This window comes from Hufsiella ginkgonis (assembly GCF_009834915.1).
In the GTDB taxonomy this organism is placed as follows: domain Bacteria; phylum Bacteroidota; class Bacteroidia; order Sphingobacteriales; family Sphingobacteriaceae; genus Hufsiella; species Hufsiella ginkgonis.
In genome coordinates this window covers 236,616-256,161 of sequence record NZ_WVHS01000002.1, presented here as the reverse complement: position 1 = coordinate 256,161, position 19,546 = coordinate 236,616, and the positions used below count along the sequence as shown (strand labels likewise).

The 19,546-nt window shown below is 51.1% G+C and carries 11 protein-coding genes; all 11 read right to left on the bottom strand.

Features of this window, described 5'->3' with window-relative positions:
• From GS398_RS07830 to GS398_RS07780, 11 genes are read right to left on the bottom strand one after another with little or no spacing between them, the layout of a single operon-like run.
• A complete protein-coding gene (locus tag GS398_RS07830; RefSeq protein WP_237488132.1) occupies positions 1 to 1,179 on the bottom strand; it encodes a sialidase family protein in 1,179 nt (392 codons plus the stop codon).
• Between the two features lie 7 nt (positions 1,180 to 1,186).
• Positions 1,187 to 1,882 (bottom strand): DUF3826 domain-containing protein, encoded by a 696-nt coding sequence (locus tag GS398_RS07825; protein WP_160906213.1) that lies wholly within the window; start codon positions 1,880 to 1,882, stop codon positions 1,187 to 1,189.
• Between the two features lie 2 nt (positions 1,883 to 1,884).
• Entirely contained in the window at positions 1,885 to 4,638 is a 2,754-nt protein-coding gene (locus GS398_RS07820) for an alpha-L-rhamnosidase (RefSeq protein WP_160906212.1), read from the bottom strand.
• Between the two features lie 13 nt (positions 4,639 to 4,651).
• Positions 4,652 to 7,447 carry a glycoside hydrolase family 2 protein gene (locus tag GS398_RS07815; RefSeq protein WP_160906211.1) on the bottom strand — a complete coding sequence of 932 codons (2,796 nt, stop codon included), beginning with the start codon at positions 7,445 to 7,447 and terminating at the stop codon, positions 4,652 to 4,654.
• Positions 7,444 to 8,874 (bottom strand): sialate O-acetylesterase, encoded by a 1,431-nt coding sequence (locus GS398_RS07810; protein ID WP_237488131.1) that lies wholly within the window; start codon positions 8,872 to 8,874, stop codon positions 7,444 to 7,446. Before GS398_RS07810 ends, GS398_RS07815 begins: the two co-directional genes overlap by 4 nt.
• Positions 8,875 to 8,910: 36 nt before the next feature.
• Positions 8,911 to 10,761, bottom strand: a complete 1,851-nt coding sequence (locus GS398_RS07805) for an exo-alpha-sialidase (RefSeq protein ID WP_160906210.1) — start codon at positions 10,759 to 10,761, stop codon at positions 8,911 to 8,913.
• Positions 10,762 to 10,764: 3 nt separating this feature from the next.
• Positions 10,765 to 11,697 carry a glycoside hydrolase family 43 protein gene (locus GS398_RS07800; RefSeq protein ID WP_202405992.1) on the bottom strand — a complete coding sequence of 311 codons (933 nt, stop codon included), beginning with the start codon at positions 11,695 to 11,697 and terminating at the stop codon, positions 10,765 to 10,767.
• Positions 11,698 to 11,713: 16 nt separating this feature from the next.
• Positions 11,714 to 13,111 carry a glycoside hydrolase family 140 protein gene (locus tag GS398_RS07795; RefSeq protein WP_237488130.1) on the bottom strand — a complete coding sequence of 466 codons (1,398 nt, stop codon included), beginning with the start codon at positions 13,109 to 13,111 and terminating at the stop codon, positions 11,714 to 11,716.
• Positions 13,093 to 16,227, bottom strand: coding sequence for a DUF6298 domain-containing protein (locus GS398_RS07790; protein WP_202405991.1), 3,135 nt, complete (start codon positions 16,225 to 16,227; stop codon positions 13,093 to 13,095). Before GS398_RS07790 ends, GS398_RS07795 begins: the two co-directional genes overlap by 19 nt.
• Positions 16,224 to 17,858, bottom strand: coding sequence for a pectate lyase family protein (locus tag GS398_RS07785; RefSeq protein WP_160906209.1), 1,635 nt, complete (start codon positions 17,856 to 17,858; stop codon positions 16,224 to 16,226). Before GS398_RS07785 ends, GS398_RS07790 begins: the two co-directional genes overlap by 4 nt.
• Positions 17,858 to 19,525 carry a pectate lyase family protein gene (locus tag GS398_RS07780; RefSeq protein ID WP_160906208.1) on the bottom strand — a complete coding sequence of 556 codons (1,668 nt, stop codon included), beginning with the start codon at positions 19,523 to 19,525 and terminating at the stop codon, positions 17,858 to 17,860. Before GS398_RS07780 ends, GS398_RS07785 begins: the two co-directional genes overlap by 1 nt.
• Positions 19,526 to 19,546 lie beyond the last annotated feature (21 nt).

Here is a 19,546-nt window from a genome sequence, read left to right as displayed (position 1 = left end):
TTATTCCCCCCCGTCTTTGGTGATCTCCGTGGCGACCGGTGCGGTATAGCCCTTGATCCCGGGCCAGGTGCCGCCTGTTATTTTCTTCAATTTCAGCTTTGACGGGTCTATGACCGTATGCTTGATGGCCAACCTTCTCCAGGTGTAGACTACATGGACCAACCCGTCGGAAGTTTGGATAATAGAGGGATATGAATATTGACTGACCGGTGAATCTTCGATGATCGCGCCGGCATACCAGGTTCTTCCATCTTTTGAGACGGAAATATTTAAAGGCGTTCTTGGGCCTTTGGCTTCTGTTCCCGGCGGTAAAACATGGTTGTACACCAGCATATGCCTGCCGTCTTTTAGTGTTACCGCATCTGTGCCGGAATTATTATTAGGCAGGGTTGTTTTCGTTGGAGTTGTCCAGGTTTCGCCGTTATCGTATGACCAGGACTCTATTAACGCCCTGTCGCGGCTCCGCGCGAGGATCTGTAGCTTGCCGTTTCCATGTTGGAGAATACTGGGTTGGATCGCGTTCAGTGTTTTCCCGTCGCTGATCGGGCCGACGGTCCTCCATGTTTTTCCGAAGTCGGGGGTTACTTCGAAATGCAGCTTCCACCCATTTCCTTCGGTACTCGACGGGCAGAATAAGTTTCCGTTAGCCAGTAACACTGGTTTATTTTTTACCGGGCCGATGTAGCCCCCGGGTAGTGCAATGGCTTTAGACCAGGTTACGCCGCCATCCGGAGAGGTTTTCATCCAGCCTTTCCAGGTCGACGGGCTTGGTCCCACTTTATAAAACAATAACAGATCGCCGCCAGGCACCTGGAAAAGCACGGGATTCCAGGTAGGGTACCGTAGTTTTTCATCCTGGATGCCGTCAGCGACGTTCGCGGGCGCCGTCCACTTTCCGTTAACCTGCCTGCTCACCCAGATACATACATCCGGGTTTCGCTCCTTAGTCCCTCCAAACCAGGCTGTTACCAGGCCGCCCGGTGTTTCTGCAATCGTTGCCGCGTGGCTCTCGGGAAACGGGGCTTTCTCGAAAATAAACTCATCGAGCAAAATCCCGGATTTCCATGGAAGCGGCTGTGCATACGAATCGGTTGCCGCTGCCAGGACCATTAGCATGACGCAAATATTTTTTCTTGTTCCTGACAAGTAGTTCTTCATTGCAGATCCTTCTTTGTTCATTACCTTTTTATTGTTTTTTGGTATCCTGCAGTTTTTTTGCTTTTACCGCATCAGTATAGGCTTTATACATCTCGCGCCAATTGCGGCCATTGGCATTGAGGTATTGCTCGGATTTGGTTTTGTAGATCTCGAAAATAGCGGAGATCTCGGTCATGTTCTTGTAATCCACGGCCTGTTCGCGTGCCTGTACCAGGAATCCCAGGATCGCTTCTTCTTCCCTGGCGGTGAGGTTGGGAACGATGGCGCGGTAACCACCCATGGTAAAAGCCACTTTGCTGATCGTGTATTTATCAAGGATCGCATTTACCTGATCAGCAGTAAGATCCTTGCCCAGGCCGGCCATCAGGTCCTGGTGAACAGACGAAGGGATTGCCGAGTCGGCGATCAACTGCCGGTCGAGATCGGATAACGGTTTGCCTGATAAGGGATTAATGCCGGCAGGAACGGTAACAGGAGGGTGGTCATTGTGCCAGTCGCGGACAGCTTTAAGGTGAGCCAGGATCACACCTTTTACCCTCGTTTCCTTTTCTGTATCGCCTAAGGTCAGTGAAGCCGCCCATTCACCGGCCTTTTTATCCAGTTCCGCATCCGATTTTGCTTTCGTTTCAGCGGTCGGCGCCGTTACTTTTGGTTGTTCCTGCGCATAGGCGGAAGTGAATGATACGGCCGCCAGGAACGCTGACGTAATTATTAATCTTTTCATATTCAATGAGTTAATGGCGATGTAAATGAATAATTTCCCGAACCTGCCTCAAAAACCTGGCGTCCTGGTATATTTTCGACGAACCGGACCCCTTGGGCGGTCGCGGCCGGTTTCCCGCTTTCGGTGACCTGTGCATTTATTCCTGCGGGGATATAGATCAGCGCTTTCGTATTGGGTGGCACGGTGATATCCCAGGAAAACTGGCCTTCACTTTTACGCCAGCTGCTTTTTATGATGCCATACATCGATCGGTACATCGCCTTTGCGGAGTTCAGCCCGTCGGCCATTTCGGGTTTCATGATAATTTTTTTAAACCCCGGCGCTTCGGCAGAGGTCTTGATTCCTGCCAGGTTTTCGTAATACCATACAACCAGGTCTCCCAGGAGCATCACGTGGTTCTGGGAGTTCATTTCAGGATCGGCGGTATTGCCGTTCCACAGCTCCCAGATGGTAGTAGCGCCATTCTCCGCCATATAACCCCAGCTCGGGTAGTCGGTATTTGAAGCGATCTTGTATGCAATATCCGCCCTTCCGTGCGAGGAAAGACCGCGCATCAGCCACTGCGTGCCGATCACGCCGGTGCTGATATGACCATTGTTCCCGATCAGGATCTTATCCCCGATGTTCTTCAGCACTTTGTCTTCACTGCCGGCCGGCACTATGCCAAACATCAGCGGGAGCAGGTTTGCGGTAACCGTATTGTTGCTGTACTGTGCGTTTGAAGTATTATAAAACTTTCGGTTAAACGCGGCCTTCATGTTATCAGACAGGAAAGCGAACGATTTTGCGTCTGATGTTTTATCGAGTAACTTGGCGAAACGCTCCATTACTGAAAGCCAGCGGATATACGTTGCGGTAGCGATCAGCTCACCGTCGGTGATCCTCGCCGGGTCCCTGGCATGAATCAGCTCTTTTGATTCGGGCGGTACGCACCAATCGCCATACTTGTCTTTTGTAATAATTCCATTTGCGGAATATTTTTCTGCCATGTAATCCATCCATTTTTTCATGTATGGATAGTGTTCGGCGACAGCGGTTTCATCACCATATTGGGTATACAACATGTCGGCCACGGCGATATAGGTCCCCGGCCAGGTTACGTTATCTCCATAGTAGCGCCAGAACGAGGGGGCCACATCCGGGATACTTCCGTCTTCCTTCTGGGATTGACGAATGTCATCCAGCCATTTGGCATACAACCTGCCATTATCGAAGATGAAGCTTTCGCCATAAGCGCCGGTCGTGCGGTCGCCCAGCCAGGGTTGACGTTCATTTCGTTGCGGACAGTCTACCGGCATTCCTTTATAATTACTGCGGATGCCCCAGTAAGCGTTTTTGTAAACATGGTTGATGGTTGCGTTCGAGGTGGTGAAATCGCCGGCGGTGATCATGTCATCATATACCACCCTGCCGTCAAAATCATTTACTGTAGGCGTTCCCGGGTATCCGGTAATTTCCGCGTACCTGAAGCCATGATAAACGAAAGATGGTTCCCACGATTCTTTCACAGTACCTTTCATCGTATATATATCGGTGACCAACGCATCGCGCAGGTTCCTCACGTAAAGTCCGCCATCCGGCTGCAGGGTTTCGGCAAAGCGAAGGGTGATCTTATCGCCGCGCTTACCGGTTGCCCGCAGCCGGAGCCAGCCGGCCATGTTCTGACCCATGTCAAGTATATAAGTATTTGATTTTAATCGCTTAACGGATACCGGCTTAATGGTTTCCATTACCTTCATATTACTATTCATCTGGGCTTCGTATGTACCACCGGGTTCTTGCACGAAGGTGGCTTTAGGCCATAATGCATCGTTAAATCCGGCAGCGGCCCAGCCTGCGAACTCTTTGGTGGCATCGTATTCTTCGCCATCATACTCATTGTTTGCGCGTATAGGGCCGTTTACATTCAATCTCCACGTGTCGTCCGTCGATATGGTCTCTTTGGAGCCGTCGGCGTATTCGATATCCAGGTTCATCAGCATCTTGGGGTAGCCGAACGTTTTAATCTTATAAGGTTTGTAGTCTTGCCGCATGGCGAAATAACGGCCGTTGCCCAAGATCGTTCCGATGGCGTTCTTACCCTGTTTTAGTAGATCCGTAACATCGAACGTGTTGTATTTAACTCCCTTATTGTAGTCGGTAGGTCCCGGCGCGAGCACTTGATCCCCTACACGAGACCCGTTTATGTAAAGCTCGTAAAGGCCTAATCCAATGATGTATATGGTTGCTTTATTAATGGCTTTTGCCGCGTTGAACTCCTTTCGCAGGTACCTCGCCGATAACCGGGAGAACTGGGTTCCGCGATCCTGTTGGGCCAGCTTGTCCAGACCGATCCACCTGCCTTTCCAGTCCACGTAATTGATCAGCCCCATCGTCCACTTCGCCGGTTCGCTCCAGGCAGACTCGCCATGGTTAGTCCATGTTTTAACTTTCCAGAAACAAGACATCCGGCTTTTTAGCGACACGCCTGCATAGTTAACGTGTACCGATTGATCGCTGGTTACCTTCCCGGAGTTCCACAGGTCACCTTTTCCTGCTTCTAGTTTCTCCGGGGAAGACGAGACGATCACCTGGTAAGCGGTCTGTTCCACGTTTCTTTGCGCGCTCACAATTTCCCAGCTTAACCTCGGGAAAACTGCATCGATCCCCAGCGGGTTTACCAGCATCTCGCAACGCGGGTTAACGATACCAGGCACCGGCTCTTCTTTAAAAGACGTGCATAAGAACAGTATTGCGATAATCAGGAGTCTTTTCATACTGCGTGTCATGTTATCTTCCGGAAAAATCAAAGTACAGCACCAGCTCTTTTGCTCGGTTCTGGTCTTTTTCGTAGTCGTAGAAGCTATATTTCATGCCCATTGGACCGGTTGTATCCGTTTTCTGTGTTTTTGTACCGATCCCAGAGATTCCCTGCATGAAAGAGATGTCGCCGGAAGGAAATGCTGGCGCCAGGTTATTATAAGGATCATCAGAAACTTTTGGTGTGTACAGTCTCAGGAAAATATCTTCTTGTTCGGCAACTACCGTAAAAGGCTGTTCAGTGGTGTTAAAGCGACACCAGTACATGTTCGAATGATAGCCTTTAAATTCCGGGTAGAGAAATGGAGGTTCACCCGTGGCCGAATTGTTATAGGCTTTTGTCCATACTCCCAGTTGGTTACCTTTCATACGGTTTTTCCATACCCGGTACGGGCCGTTGCCCATCCACTGTACGCCTTTCATTTGGGCTTCCGGGTACCCGAAGTTAACGCCGACGAAACTGGTAAAATAAGCGCCGGGGAAATACAATACCTTCATCTTTATCCATCCTGAAGGATAGATCGTCCATTGAAGGGTATTAAAGCTGTTTTTCTTATCAAATACTGATTCGATCACTACGTTATTGCCGTCCATCTTTTGGATAAAACCCGAGAAATTGGTGGCTCCCTCCTGCAATACCGGGCCGTTTCTTAAACCGATTACGCCTTTAGCGTTCTCCACTTGCCTAAGCTGTCCCGTTTTTTTACTAAAGGACACGCGCACTCCGTTCGCTGTGACGATAAATAGCGAATCAACCCCGGAAGTTTCCACCTTCCCGCTGCCGCGTTGCTTTACAACCTGGTCAGCAATGACGGAAGGCCGGGAGATGGGCCAGCTCCAGGTGAAGATCAACCGCTTATGCGGATCGGTTACCGTGACGTATAAAAAATCGTATGATTTCCAGTTGGACGGCAAATTAAGTTTTACTGTTCCCTTTCCGGATGGTGCAATGCCCGGCGAAACAATGGAGAATTCCGTTTCATTTCCCGCGGAAGCGTCGTACGGATCAGCCGCCTTCACCAGTTTTCCTGAAAATGTGCATTCCATGGTATTGGTGAATGCAAAGCGGTTCTCTACCCGGAACGATCCGTCAAAAGCCGGGGTAATCTCCCGTTTTTCAAAGAATACCGGCGACCATATCTGCCTGATGGTGAAAAAGCTTCCCTCTTTTTCGCGGTATGGGCCTACGATGCCATCCGCGCCATGATTCCCGTCGGTATCTATTTCGTTATTTTTGTCGCTTCTAACAACCCCTTCGTCAGAAAAATCCCAGAGAAATCCACCGGCAGCGAGCGGATCGCGCCACATGGCTTCCCAGTAATCCTCGAGGCCCGCACCATGTCCCCCATCGAACATGCCATGAAGGAACTCGGTTGGCATGACCAGGTCGTGTCCCTGCATGTAATTCCCGATGCCGTAATCAAATTCCCGGTAGTGCTGAGTGTCGAATCCCCTAAAGTTTTCCCAGGCATGGATCACCGGCCGGCGCTGAATATCTCCGGTGTCAAAATCAGCATCCAGCGCATAATTATGTCCGCCTTCGTTACCGTTGATCCAGAAAATAATGGACGGGTGATTTACGTCATGGCGTAATAGCTCTTTCACCAGTTTCGTTCCGGTGGGCGTATTGTATTTGCCATGCCAGCCAGCCAGTTCGTCGAACACAAAAATACCCAACGAATCGCAAACGTCGAGAAAATGATCGTCGGGCGGGTAATGCGACATGCGTACTGCGTTCATGTTCATGTCTTTCATCAGGTTTACGTCCATAATGCTGAGCTTTTTACTCAATGTACGTCCCGACGAAGGCCAGAAGGAATGCCGGTTCACACCTTTAAACTTCACTTTTACGCCGTTGACATATACGCCGTCCTTTTCTTTTACCACGATGCTGCGGAAGCCGAACTTTTGTGAAACGGTGTGTGTGATCTTTCCGTTGAGGACCAGATCTACTTTCACCTTATATAGGTGAGGGTATTCAGGCGACCACAAGCGCGGAGAGATCGTCTTCGACTGGAGATAGACGATGGAATCCCTGGCGCTTATTTTCGATGAAAATGGCACACCGATCTTTTTACCATTGCTGTCATAGACCTGGGCGGATACCGTTCCGGCAATCGCCGTTTTCGCAACGGTTAGCATGGCTTTGAAGTCGCCATTCGCCTTTGCGTCGAGGGCGAGATGTGAAATATTCGCTGCCGGCAGTACTTCAAGATATACGGGTCTGAAGATCCCGCCAAATAACCAGAAATCACCCCGTCGTTCCGCATCGTTTACGGATTCATTCGCCGAGTGTTTTGAAACCGCAACTTCCAGTTGATTTGCGGCGCCATAGGTCAATAACCCGGAAACGTCATATTTAAATGCATAATAACTTCCCTGGTGAACAGGGCCTGCCAACTTTCCATTAATTTTAACCTCGGCATCGGTCATCACTCCTTCAAATACCAGGTTGATGCGTTTACCCTTTCGGGCCGCGGGAACGTTAAAAAAATACCGGTATAGACCCTTTTCTTTGCCGCGTGTGGTATCTTTTGCAAAACCATAATCATATTTCCCAAAACCTTGCAGTTCCCAGTTAGAGGGGACGGCAATGGTGGTCCATTTACCGGAGTTTCTTCCCGCCGTGCAAAAAAAATCCCAGGTTACGGTCTGGTCATTTCCCTTACCGCTCAGGTAAACTTTTTCAGTTTCCTGCGCGTAAAGGAAACCTGGAAACGACAGCAGGAAAGCGAATGTCAGCAGGTACTTAGTCGACGGGCTCATTTTTTCGCAGTTGTTCTAAAGAGGCCCAAAAACGGATTGTCCGTCCTGAACGGAACCGCGGGAAGACCATCTTTATTAAAGAAATTAAACTTTCCGGCTTCATCCCAACCAAAGCGCACGGAAACGGGCACGGGAACGGAGGGTGCGGACACGATCACTTTATTGCCGTTGATCCTGGCGTCTGCCGGAACGAATTTTCCGTCGGCACCGGCAATGGTAAAGCCACGAAGCGTTTTACCGTCGTTGCTGGTTAATCCGGCGCCCGTTTCGGTAAATTCGAGGGATATTTTTCCTTTTTGTTTCTTCATATCAACATAAACAGGACCAGAGGACCGGATCTTTAACCCGTACGTGTGGTGGAGTGCCAGGAGAGCCAATCTACGCCCAACTTCCCATTTATAGCCGGGATGGAGATCTTCGGGGCTGTCTATCAAATCGGTAATTGTGGCCATCGCGGTATTGCGAATGCTGGCGGCGAGCGATTGTGCTTCCCAAAAGCGTGGCAATGTTTCGGTGGTTAACGGATATTTGCCCGCACTTTTAGCATAATAAAAGGGCGCTATCTGCACGTAATAAAACGGCAGTGCCGTATTCTCCCAAAGTTTCCGCCAGCCATTAACCAGCTCCTGCATTTTGTAAGTATACTCAATGGTCTCATTCTGAAAACAATTGGTTTCTCCCTGGTACCATAAAAATCCTTTCAGGGCAAACGGCGCTACCGGGGTTACCATGTTCGGGTAGAATTTTCCCGGCTTTGCGAGGTCGTAACCAGCCGGGACGACATTTCCTTTTTCATCCTTTGATAACGCGAGCGTACCCGGGAGCCATGGTTCAATATCAATTCCGGGCACGGCCGAAGAGATCATTCCTACCGGGACGCGCAACCTGCGGTTAAGCTCTTTTGCGAAGAAATACCCGGCTGCTGAAAAGGACCGCAATGCAGAATCCTGTGCGATACTCCATCCCTGGTGAGACAGATCGGGTTTTACCACTTCTTTACGATTTACCAGGAAAATGCGGATCCAGGGGTTATGAGCATAGTCGAGTTCGTCGACCGGGTTCTGACCGTCAACTGAAGGTTTGGGTGTTACTTTGCTGTTTTTGCGCATGGTATATTCCATGTTCGATTGACCCGAGCAGAACCAGACTTCGCCTACCAGGATATTTTCCAGCCGGATAGTATTTGTTCCTGATACCGTCATCACGGCAGGCCGGGCAGAAACTTTCAACGGTGAAAGATGAACCTGCCAATTGCCGGCCGCATCTGCGGTGCCGACTAATACCTGGCCGGCAAAATTAACTGTCACCTTTTCACCCGGTGCGGCTTTTCCCCATACCGGTACCGGCTGTCCTTGCTGGAGCACCATGTTGTGCCCCAGTATTTTGGGCAGCACTACCGCTGATCGTCCCTGGAAGGATATCAACATAATTAATGCGGCGAAAAAGGTTTTACACATTTTCATTTATAACCTGCTGGTTGAGAATGATTTAATATAAAATACTGCTTCCGCATCTTGCGCACCGGGATTCTTTACATCGAAATCCTGGTCAGTGGGGGTATCCGCATCCGGGAAACGGCGTACATCCCCCGTACGGAATACTACTTTTTCAAAAAAGGCAACCGGCGCAAAGAATATCTTCGGACCTTTATTTTCGCCGTTAATGGCAATCGTCAGCATGCGTTTGTCCCTGTCGAGCTCTGCGCGCACTCTAAGCGCTTTACCCGCCTCATATTTCGTAACGGTCGACGAACGATAGCCGGTTTTTACTTTCAAGAGGCTGTCGGAATCAAAAACCAGGCGCGAGGCGGCCGTTCCCTTATCGTCCTGGAATTCTACCTGGAGCTGCCCCCTGTCGCTTTGTCCCGGTATGATCGTAAATTCGACCGCCACTTTTTTCGATCGCGGAATTACACGCCCGGCGGTAGCGTAATCAAAGGGGTCTTTATCACGCAGCGTGAGTGCATTCGAGCCATCGGGAGATTTTTCAATTTTTACAGGCGCCCATAACGGGCTGTAAATGTTCCAAAATTGTAACTCTTTTCCCTGTGGAAGATTTGCAAACACCTCGTTTACAGGTTCTTTTACTTCAGAAACAACAGGAACGCGAATATTGGCTATCCAGATATCTTCCTTGTTCATGCTGTAGGTGACCCACATTTTCCCGTCTGGCGGTGTTCCGCAGCCTTCCTCTATTCCGCGCACATATTGAGGGCCATATGATTTATAGGCGCCACCATAGCGCATCGTAGTGATTTCCCCGTTTACCAGGAGCAAGTTCTTGTAATCCAGGCCATCATCACTTATTGATACCGCTAACGGCCAGCGAAATTCAGACGGATTATAAACCGTAGCATAGCGACCATCGGAAGTACGCTGCCCCCATATTTTCGCGTTGCTGTTTACAAAGCCAGGTGCCCGCAAAGGGCCATACTGCCAGGTTTTGCCATTATCGGCACTTATAGAGGTAAGCGCGTTCTTCCATAACCCCACTACCTTCCCGTTCGGAAGATGATAGTAGCTGAATGCCTTCACTTCCTTTTTGAGCGGGACCAGCGGGTCGTTGCGGTCGGCTTCTTCTACCCATTCCTGCATGGCTAGCGGATTTCCAAGCAGTTCGTTGCAGGCTTCCACGAACCCTTTGTCCTTGCTCGATGTGTAGAACGGGTAGGCGGATTTTGTTTTATCCCACCAGGTATTGTTCCTGATAAAATAGACCGGACCATATTTTCCGTCGGGATAGATCTCGCGGACCACGCGACCGATACCGTTTCCATCATTGGGATCGTCTTTCGGTTCAATGACCATTCCGTAAAAGGCCAATGTTAGTAAACGTTTGTTCCTGGCCACGTAAAAGCCCATACGCTGGTGCATCACGGCATCGAGGTTCCGCGCTTCGGGAGCATGGCCGGGTTTCTTTGTTCCGTCGGGTATGCGATAGACGGGGAAAATTACCGCCGGCGCACTCCAGTTGTACCCATCCGCAGAAGTCATAAGCAGCGTCTGTCCTGGCGGCACATGTTCCCCTACCGGGTTGCTCAGGTACTGCAGGTAAAAGGTATTATTCCAATATGCCAGCATTGGCGCGTGGTTGTAGGTCCAATTAAGCCCTGACGCCCACTCAGGGTGTTCGCGGTTTGCCCGGAATACCTGGATGTTGTGCACGCCAACCGCGGAGGCCAGCTGCCCGTGATGGTAGTCGACGTTGGAAAGCGTGGTTCCCGAATAATGGACCGTATCCTGTGCAAGGCTATTTAGATGCCCATACAGCAGGAATGCGATGATGAACGAAATATGTAGAATAAACTTTTTCATAGATCAGTTACTGGAACCGGAATATTTTTTTAGATCCTTAATCACTTTACCGGCAACCTTGATGATTGTGCCGTGTTTGTGACCGGCAGGCACTGAAACCTGTGCATCGGTAAATATTTTAAAATCAGCGGTCTGGACGGCGTTATACTTCTTATCCTGGTAAGCATCATAATAAATCAGCCATTGATCTCCTGTTTTTACCACGGAGGGCCCTTCAGAAAACCTGGATGTAAAGGCGGGAGAAACGCCGGTATACGGTCCAAGAGCGGTTTTACCGTAAGACACTCGGATGTTCCTGTTAGGTCGTGTGTTGTCCTTTAATACCAGCACGAAATCTGCTTTGCCACGTTTTACGATCACGGCGTCGATAACGCTAAAACCACCGTCATAGAAAAGCTTTGCCGGTGAAAACGTATTAAAGTCCTTCGTAACCGTATAATACATGCGGTGATTGTTCTCTTCCTCCTCCTCCCCTTTGGGGAACCGGAACGGAATCGTTGATGCCCAGATAATGATAAACTGCCCGTTATCCGCATCGTAGAAAAGCTCCGGCGCCCATACATTAACGGTAGCCGGCTCATTTTCCATTACAGGTACAAACTTCTGCTCCGACCAATGCGCCAGGTCTTTCGAGCTGGCATAGCCGAAGCCCTTATCGCCTTTCCAACTGCTGGTCCACACCAGGTGAAAAGTACCGTCGGGGCCACGAACTATCGACGGATCGCGCATGACTTTCTGGGTGCCAACGCCTGGTTTAAGAAAGATATGGTTAAGATCCGTCCAGTTTCTTGCATCCTTGCTGTACAAAAACCGCAACCCTTCGTCTGCCGGCTCATGGAAGGAGGTGAATAAATACTGGTTACCCGCGCACGCGCTTAAAAGCGATGCCGTAAACATCACTATAAAAACGCCTGGTAACTTGTAATGATTCGTCATCGCTTTTTTATGTTGTTTAAATACTTTCCAGTACCAGCACCCAGTCGTTGCCTTCTTTCTCTTCTCCCGGCGGGCCGAATTCTTTTACCCCGGAATTGCTGACGGTTGCCCCGGGTGTCGTTTTCCCCGTGCGCGGATCATACCAGGATGTTTTAACCCGGGTACCGGCGATCTTTCCCATGTTTATTTTCATCGTTCTGCCGGTATACGAATACACAAACGCGTAACGCCTGCCACGCGTAGCAGCCAGGTAATTGTACTTTTCGCCCTGGTTGGCAATAAGAGATTGATCAGGAATCCTTTCAAAGAATGGTTTGCCGAGGATCAGTTTTTTTAGCCACTGTACTTGCGAAGACCCGGGGTCGTGGATCGCCTGGTACCAATAGTCTTTTGCGCCGTATGCGCCGGGACCATCGCCTGGCCTGCGGAATTGCATTACCGTATTATCGCCATAGGTATACCCGAAGCCCCCGGCAAAAACCGACCAGTAGCCATACCTGCGCACGTCGGCATCGGTCCATAACGGCGCCAGCGTATCATGTAATCCCTGTGGAATTTTTTCGTAGGAAGGTTCTCCGTCTATCGAAGGTTTTTTGGGCAGCTTACCGAAATCCGTTCTTACATATCTCCAGTTATCCTCGCCGATGCGGATGTCGGTAGTGTCCTGTGCATAACTTTTATGCCCGGATTGGAACATGTCGAAATCCAGCCAGTTCTCGTTGTGGAACCATTCTGATGACGACGATCGTCCGCGCGGATGAAAAGTGACCAGGTGGTTTGGATCATGCTTTTTCAGGGTTGTCCCGATCGTTTTCCACACCGCGGCCGAATCGCTTCCTTTGATGTCGCCGCCATTCAACCAAATGATGTTGCCGGACCTTTTGTACCTGTTAACGAGAAACTTAGTGTAGATGGCCGCTTGTTCCCGGTTAGCCAGGCCTCCTTTAATGTTGCTTCCCCAAACAGGCACCATTCCCAGGTAAATGCCTTTGGAAGCCGCCTTGTTTACCACGTAATCCACATGGTCCCAGAAATCGTATTGCTGCTTGCTTGCGAAGGATGCGCCTGGGGTAGTAAGCGGCTTTGAAAGATCGTTATTCACAAAAGCTGAATCGCCGTATACGTTCACCGCCTTTCGGAGATCGTGCACTACCATTACCTGGATCACGTTAAATCCTTTCTGATGGCGGTCTTCGAGGTAGTTATCTACCGCTTCCCGGTCAAGTTTAACGAAAAGAAGCCACCCGGTATCACCTAACCAAAAGAACGGCTTTCCGTCGCGCTGAATAAACCTGCGATTGGCAGAAACGGATAATTTCCCGACAGTTTGAGCAGCCAGGTTTGTTGCCGACGTCAGCACCAGCAGCAATGACAGTAAATAAGAATAGGTCACTTTCATTTTTGTGTGATCCATGCGATAAAGTCCTGTCCGGGCGGCGTGAGCTCGGCAACACTTCCGCCTTTAATTTTTTCGTTCTTGTTTGATAAAGCGCCATTCCTGGTATTGATCCATTGAAGAGTCAGCGTCCCGGGAACGCGGGAAAGATCCAGCTTTACCGGTTGCGCGGAGCCGTTATAGATGATGTACCCTGATTTCCCCCCGGAAAGTGCGTACTGCCCTGTAATCTTTTCGGGCAGCGCCAATGGCTTCATCGCAGATGCCTCTTTCAGGAATCCGTCGGGCGTTTTCGGGATAGCCGCCAGGGAGCCACCGGCCATAAATACAGCCCATCCGTTATTTTCCGCTCCGTCACCTGAGTACATTACCGCCTTCGTCGGGTACTTTTGCCGGTACTCGGCTACGGCCCTGTAAACCTGTTCAAACGAGCTGGCTTTTGGTTTTAACAAGCGTGCGTGCTGGCGCGGAGCAAGGTTCTGTCCGCCGGGAGGTGCATATGCTTTCCCGTCGGCCTGGTAATGCCAGTAGCGGATATCTATGATATCCACCAATTTAGCCCGTTCCGGGTCGGCCAGGATAGCGTCCTGCACATCCTTCGTGGTGCTAAGACCTACCAGTTCCTTTTTCCCGGTTTCCTTCTCCCAATCGCCGATGTTGTCGAGCCAGAATTGTACAAAGTGAAGCGGGCCCGTAAACTCTGCACCGATCAGCTGGATCACCCCGCTGTTTCCCGTAAAGTTATTGAGGCACTGGCGGATATACGCCTTGTGGATGTTTCTCCTGGCCGGATTTGTAACGTCATAAAACTGCCCGGCCATAAACAGTCGTTTATCGCCCGCATAGTTCACCGGCTCGGGGAAACCGGTATTGTTGATGTTATTTACAGGCCTCCATGGGAAATCGGCATAGTGCGCACCGGCTTCAATGATGTTGTGCTGGAAGTAATTCTCGTGGATCAATACCAACCCTTTCTGATCTGCCAGGTCGGCGAATTGCTTCAACCTGCTCCAGTACCACTTATTGTATTTGGTGAGGTCGTAACGACTCATGCCATCCCAGGCGGTACCCTGGCCGCTTCGCGCGAAGGGCAACTCATAAAATGGAGCCCAAACGTCGCCGTCCATCCTGCGGATACGTTCGTGGTCGTCGCGGCGGCGTTCATACCATAAACCATAGTTATGATCTAACGCCACCACGTTGTTCGATACCATCGAATCGGATACCGTGGCAGGATCATCGGTCAACCCGTTTCCTGTTTTACCAGGCACAAACCGGGTGATATGTTGTTTGGCGGCAGCAAGCGCATACGGCCTTGCGCTGCCGTTCCACCAGGGAACGTCGCGCTGTTTGCCGGTTACTACGATACCGCCTCTCACCAATACGCCGTTCGCGATCTTTAATGGCGCGGCAAGCGCGGGTACAACTGGTGTTTTTACCCCGATATCATCGATGGTCTTTATCCCCGCAGGGTTAACCGGTAACGGATCCAGGTCTCCTGCACGGTCTATGAGGTCGGCCAGGAGCGGCGCTGCATTGGTCGCCTCTTTGGTTAATGCCATCGCTACGTCCACCGGCGGACTGCTGGATGCTTCTGTCTGGATATCCAGGAGGCGCATCCTCGGCTTAACCGATTCGCCCACGCGTTCTTTTAGCTGTGCATAATACAGGCTCCTCGGCTGAACCTGTTCGTTGGAGCTTTCCCAATAGCCGTCGCCGGCGAATTGCGCCCAGGAAGCGTACGACCAGTTATTAGCGCCCGGGGGCTGGTAACAGTCGATCCTGGAAGCGCTGCATTGCCAGAAAACGCTGTTAGCGGCATTCCAGCCGGCGCCTTGTCCGTCCTGCCCGCGGTTCAGGTAGCTTAACGCCTGGCCGTCGACGTTCACGATATCAAATAATACGCCCGATGCCCAGCTGTCTATCGGTCCGCTAAAACTATACGGGAGATGTGATTCGCATTGCACAAATGCATTGGGTCCCGCGGCACAAAATCCGAGACCGAAATCATGGAAGCCAAATTCGGCATAGATCCGCTGGAAAAGCGTTTGCTGGCCGGCGGTGAAAAAGGTATTCCTGCGCTCGCCGCCAATTTCTGAAACCGGGTTCAACGATTTGCAATCTTCTATCGTGATGCGTTTACCGGTTTCCTGGACCATTACCGCCGAACCTGCGAAGTTAGAGAAGTTCACCCTCCGCACCCAGGCATCTGTGGTATTGGCTATCACGATCGCCATCCAGCGGTGTGCTTCGTCCTTGGGGTTAGCTTCATCGTAAGCCGAAACCAGGCGCATATTTTCGATGCCGCTGCGTTCAATTCTACCCGGCCAGGAATATTTCGAAACCGTTCCGCCCCCGAATGCTGTGTCGAGCGCGGTCGTTAACGGTGCATCGAGGGTAAGCGTATTGCCGGATATGGAGATGATTTTACGGTCCCAAGCAACGTCGCGCTGGCCGGGTTTCCAGCCTAGCGAGGTAATGCCGCCGCCAAAATGATCCGTGCCGAGCAGGTCGATCCAGGCTTTTGTAGACGGGCGCTGCACCAATACCTGGTCGCCCGCTTTAAATGGCGATGCATCAGGTACAGTGAGCTTTGTCGCGTTTACGGGAACATACGGATCCGTTACTTTAACCGGGGCCTGGGTTTTGCGGTCGAATTTGCCTGACACCGTGATCAGGGTTTGCCGGTCGGTTCCCGCTCCGAGCAATAAGGTACCGTTACTACCGGCCCCGCTACCGCGAAGTATTACACCCGACGCGGCGATCTTTAATGCGCCCTCTACCGTGTAAGTTCCTTTTTCGAGGAGCACGGCGCCACGAAACCCGGCTTTATCGGGTACGAGGGCAGATACATAATCAATAGCCGATTGGATCCGCCAGGTAGCGTCGCCCGCTTTTACAGGCACCGTAACTTTTACGGGCACTTCCGGGAGCGCAGTTTCCCCGGCCATATAGCCGCTGTAAGAAAAGTCGGGCACCCGGTTTCCTTTGGCGTCACCGTTGTAGGTGAGTTTTCCGTCTTTTCCAACCACCAGCGGCGGAAGAGGTTTTGCCGGTTTCGGCTGCGCAATAGCCGAACCGCAGTGCAGCGCACCGAAACCAACCAGTAAAATATGCCGAAAGAACTTGCTCAAGGTCTCACATCCTCCACTTTCACTAAACTATTCAGGTATTCTTCGATCACCGAATAACCGCTTTTGGATCGGACCTTCGCGGAATCTGACGGGTCTTTCGGGTTTAAACCGTTCTTTAGTTCCCAATCGTCAGGCAGCCCGTCGTTATCGGCATCCTTGTAAGGACTGCCTTTATACTCAGGATACCCGCCTACCTGGCTGATGTCGCTGATAATCCCCTTTAAATAGGAATCGGGGCCGAGCCTTCTTTTAATATATTGCTGTCCGTTCGCGGGCGTTCCCGGCTGACGGTTCAGCGGTTTACCGGTTTTCACCTCCTCGATGATGCGAAGATCAACCGGGTCACGTTTAGGAAGCGTAGCGCCGGCATTGCCGAGCACGTATGCGTAAGCTTTTTCAGCCGAAACTTTCGTTATAGATGCCATCGGGAAAGGTTTATCTGTGCGGATGCTATCGATCAGCCTGGCGTTGTCGCCCTTGCTCTCTACCTGGACCCCACCGTCCCAATTATTTTTAGTTACTTTCTCGTTGCCTTCTATGACGTTCCCGGCAACATAAGCTTTCCCGAACACCGTCGATTTGTCTTTGGCACGCCCCGCTTCCGGTTTCAGGATACGGTAGCTGATCGGCTCGCCCGGGGGAGTAATGGGGCCGGGTTTATAATAATTGTTGATAAAGCTGTATTGCGATTCGTTATCTCCACCGTCTGCGGACCGGTTCCACCAGTTGTAAACTACGTTATTCACAAATCCAAAATCGCCGTACATACCCACAGACGGATTCCGGCTAATGTTATTCGCCCACAAGTTCCGCATAAAGGTGCTGTTCAATCCGCCGATGGTACTTCCGAATGCATGGTTATAAGTATCGAGCGCTTCAGAGAAGATCGAGTTCTGAATCGTGATGTTAACGGTCGGCAATTTTTCCTGTTTCGACCCGCCGCGATCGTATACATGCCGGTACATCGACATGTTTTCGTCCAGGCCCCAGCTTGCAGATACATGATCGATCAGGATGTTTCCCACCGGGTTTCCGCCGATGGCGTCGTCCCTGCGCGTTACGTCGGTTTCGCCCCGGCGGAAGCGCATATAACGGATCACCACATCGTGTGTATCGATCCAAACCGATTCTCCGGCGATACATACGCCATCTCCCGGCGCGGACTGACCGGCGATGGTGATATACGGAGCGCGAATGATCACCGGGCTTTTAATGCGGATGATCCCGGCTACGTTGAACACCACGATACGTGTGCCACCCTGCTCGCAAGCCTCGCGGAAGGAGCCCGGACCACTGTCGGCCAGCGTGGTTACCACGATCACTTTTCCGCCATGGCCGCCAAATGAGTGTGCTCCGCCGCCTTCCGCGCCCGGGAACGCCACTAGTTTTGACTGTGGCAGGTCCGAAGGCTTTGCCGCCCATGGAACGTAGGGTTTACCATTTTTCTCATCGCGCCGTATAATAGGAAGCGCCTTCTCCCAGGCGATATCCGAGTTTTTTTTCACGATACCGAGCGCAGCATCGGCATCTGCCTGGAGTTTTTCGGGGATGACGGGATACTGCGCAAAAGCAGTGTGTGATAAAACCGCCAGGCTTAACGCGGCAGCTATCGTAATAGAAGTCCGTTTCATTACTTTATTTTTTTTGCGGCGGGGGTTACCGCAGCGATCGCTACAATGCTATTTAAATATTCTTCGATGTTGCTGTACCCGCTTTTGCGGATCACGGCCGCGTCGGCGGCGCTCTTTGGATCCAGACCGTTCTTAAGTTCGTAGTCGTCGGGCATTCCGTCGCCGTCGGAATCCTTATAAGGGGATCCTTTATATTCCGGATATCCGCCGACCTGGCTGATATCGGTAATAATGCCGAGTTTATACGAGTCGATCGGTAGGCGGCGATGTTCGAACTGCGTAGCGGGTAATTTTACGTCTTTAATATAGTCGATCACACCGGTACGTACCTGTTTCACGATCCGGGTATCAACCGGATCCCGCTTAGGTAACGTAGCCCCCGCGTTCTCCAGTACATAGCTGTAAGCATCGCGGGCAGGAATGATCGTGAAATCGGGCATCGGCAAGGGTTTCTCCACTTTCATGGCTGCAAAATATTTGCTGGCATCCGCGTAGCTCATCAGGTCGCCTTTTTTATTTTCCACCTGTACGCCTCCGTTCCAGTTATCTTTGGTTACCTGCTCATTTCCCTCTATGATATTGCCGCTTACGTGCGCACGGCCAAACACCACGTAAGGTAGTTTACTTCTCCCCGATTCCGGTTTTAGGATCCGGTAGCTCACGGGATCTTTTACATCGGTAACCGGACCCGGTTTATAGTAGTTGTTGATAATATTGTATAGGGCGGTGTAGTCCCCGCCATCGGTAGAACGATTGTGCCAGTTAAACACAACGTTATTAGCGAAATTAAAGATCCCGTTCCACCCGATAGACGGGTTGCGGGCGCCGTTGTCTGCCCATAAATTCCTGATGAACGAACAATTTTCCCCGCCCAGCGTGCTGCCAAACGCGTGGTTCCAGGTATCGAGGCACTCGGAGAAAATTGAATTCTGGATGGTAATATTCACCGTTGCAAGTTTTTCTTCCGCTTTACCGGTGCTGTCGTTGTACATGTGTCGGTACATAGACATGTTTTCATCCAATCCCCAGCTTGCCGAAACGTGATCGATCATGATGTTGCCGATCGGATTTCCGCCAATGGCGTCATCCCGGCGGCCTACATACGTTTCGCCGCGGCGGAAGCGCATAAAACGTACTACTACATCATGGGTATTGAGCCACACAGACTCCCCGGCCACGCATATCCCGTCGCCCGGCGCGGTTTGACCGGCGATGGTGATGTACGGAGCTCTGATCACCAGGGGTGTTTTGATGCGGATAATACCTGATACATTGAACACGACAATGCGCGCGCCACCCTGTTCGCAGGCATCGCGGAGCGTTCCCGGACCGGAGTCTCCGAGACTGGTCACTACGATCACACGTCCCCCGCGTCCGCCGAAAGAATGCGCACCCCCACCTTCCGCTCCCGGGAATGCAAGAATATCAGATTGGGGAAGATCGATCGGCCGGCCCGCCCACGGAACATATGGCTTACCTGCTTTTGCTTCTCTCTCAATAACTGGTAACGCTTTCAGCCATGCGATATCTGATTTACGTTTTGCTTCGGCCATCATTTCATCGCTGGCTTTCTGCACATCTGCCGGGATCTTTGGGTATTGTGCCAGGACTGGTTTAGTAGCGCCGGCCAAAACCATCGCCATCAGCACTGCAAAATATTTCTTCATTTTTTGAGAGTTTATTCTATG

Excerpts from the sequence above, each read along its gene's own strand:
- GS398_RS07825 (WP_160906213.1), bottom strand. The coding sequence starts at position 1,882 with ATGAAAAGATTAATAATTACGTCAGCGTTCCTGGCGGCCGTATCATTC.
- GS398_RS07785 (WP_160906209.1), bottom strand. The coding sequence starts at position 17,858 with ATGAAACGGACTTCTATTACGATAGCTGCCGCGTTAAGCCTGGCGGTT.
- GS398_RS07800 (WP_202405992.1), bottom strand. The coding sequence starts at position 11,697 with ATGACGAATCATTACAAGTTACCAGGCGTTTTTATAGTGATGTTTACG.
- GS398_RS07810 (WP_237488131.1), bottom strand. The coding sequence starts at position 8,874 with ATGTTGATATCCTTCCAGGGACGATCAGCGGTAGTGCTGCCCAAAATA.
- GS398_RS07815 (WP_160906211.1), bottom strand. The coding sequence starts at position 7,447 with ATGAGCCCGTCGACTAAGTACCTGCTGACATTCGCTTTCCTGCTGTCG.
- GS398_RS07805 (WP_160906210.1), bottom strand. The coding sequence starts at position 10,761 with ATGAAAAAGTTTATTCTACATATTTCGTTCATCATCGCATTCCTGCTG.
- GS398_RS07795 (WP_237488130.1), bottom strand. The coding sequence starts at position 13,111 with ATGGATCACACAAAAATGAAAGTGACCTATTCTTATTTACTGTCATTG.
- GS398_RS07830 (WP_237488132.1), bottom strand. The coding sequence starts at position 1,179 with ATGAACAAAGAAGGATCTGCAATGAAGAACTACTTGTCAGGAACAAGA.
- GS398_RS07820 (WP_160906212.1), bottom strand. The coding sequence starts at position 4,638 with ATGAAAAGACTCCTGATTATCGCAATACTGTTCTTATGCACGTCTTTT.
- GS398_RS07780 (WP_160906208.1), bottom strand. The coding sequence starts at position 19,525 with ATGAAGAAATATTTTGCAGTGCTGATGGCGATGGTTTTGGCCGGCGCT.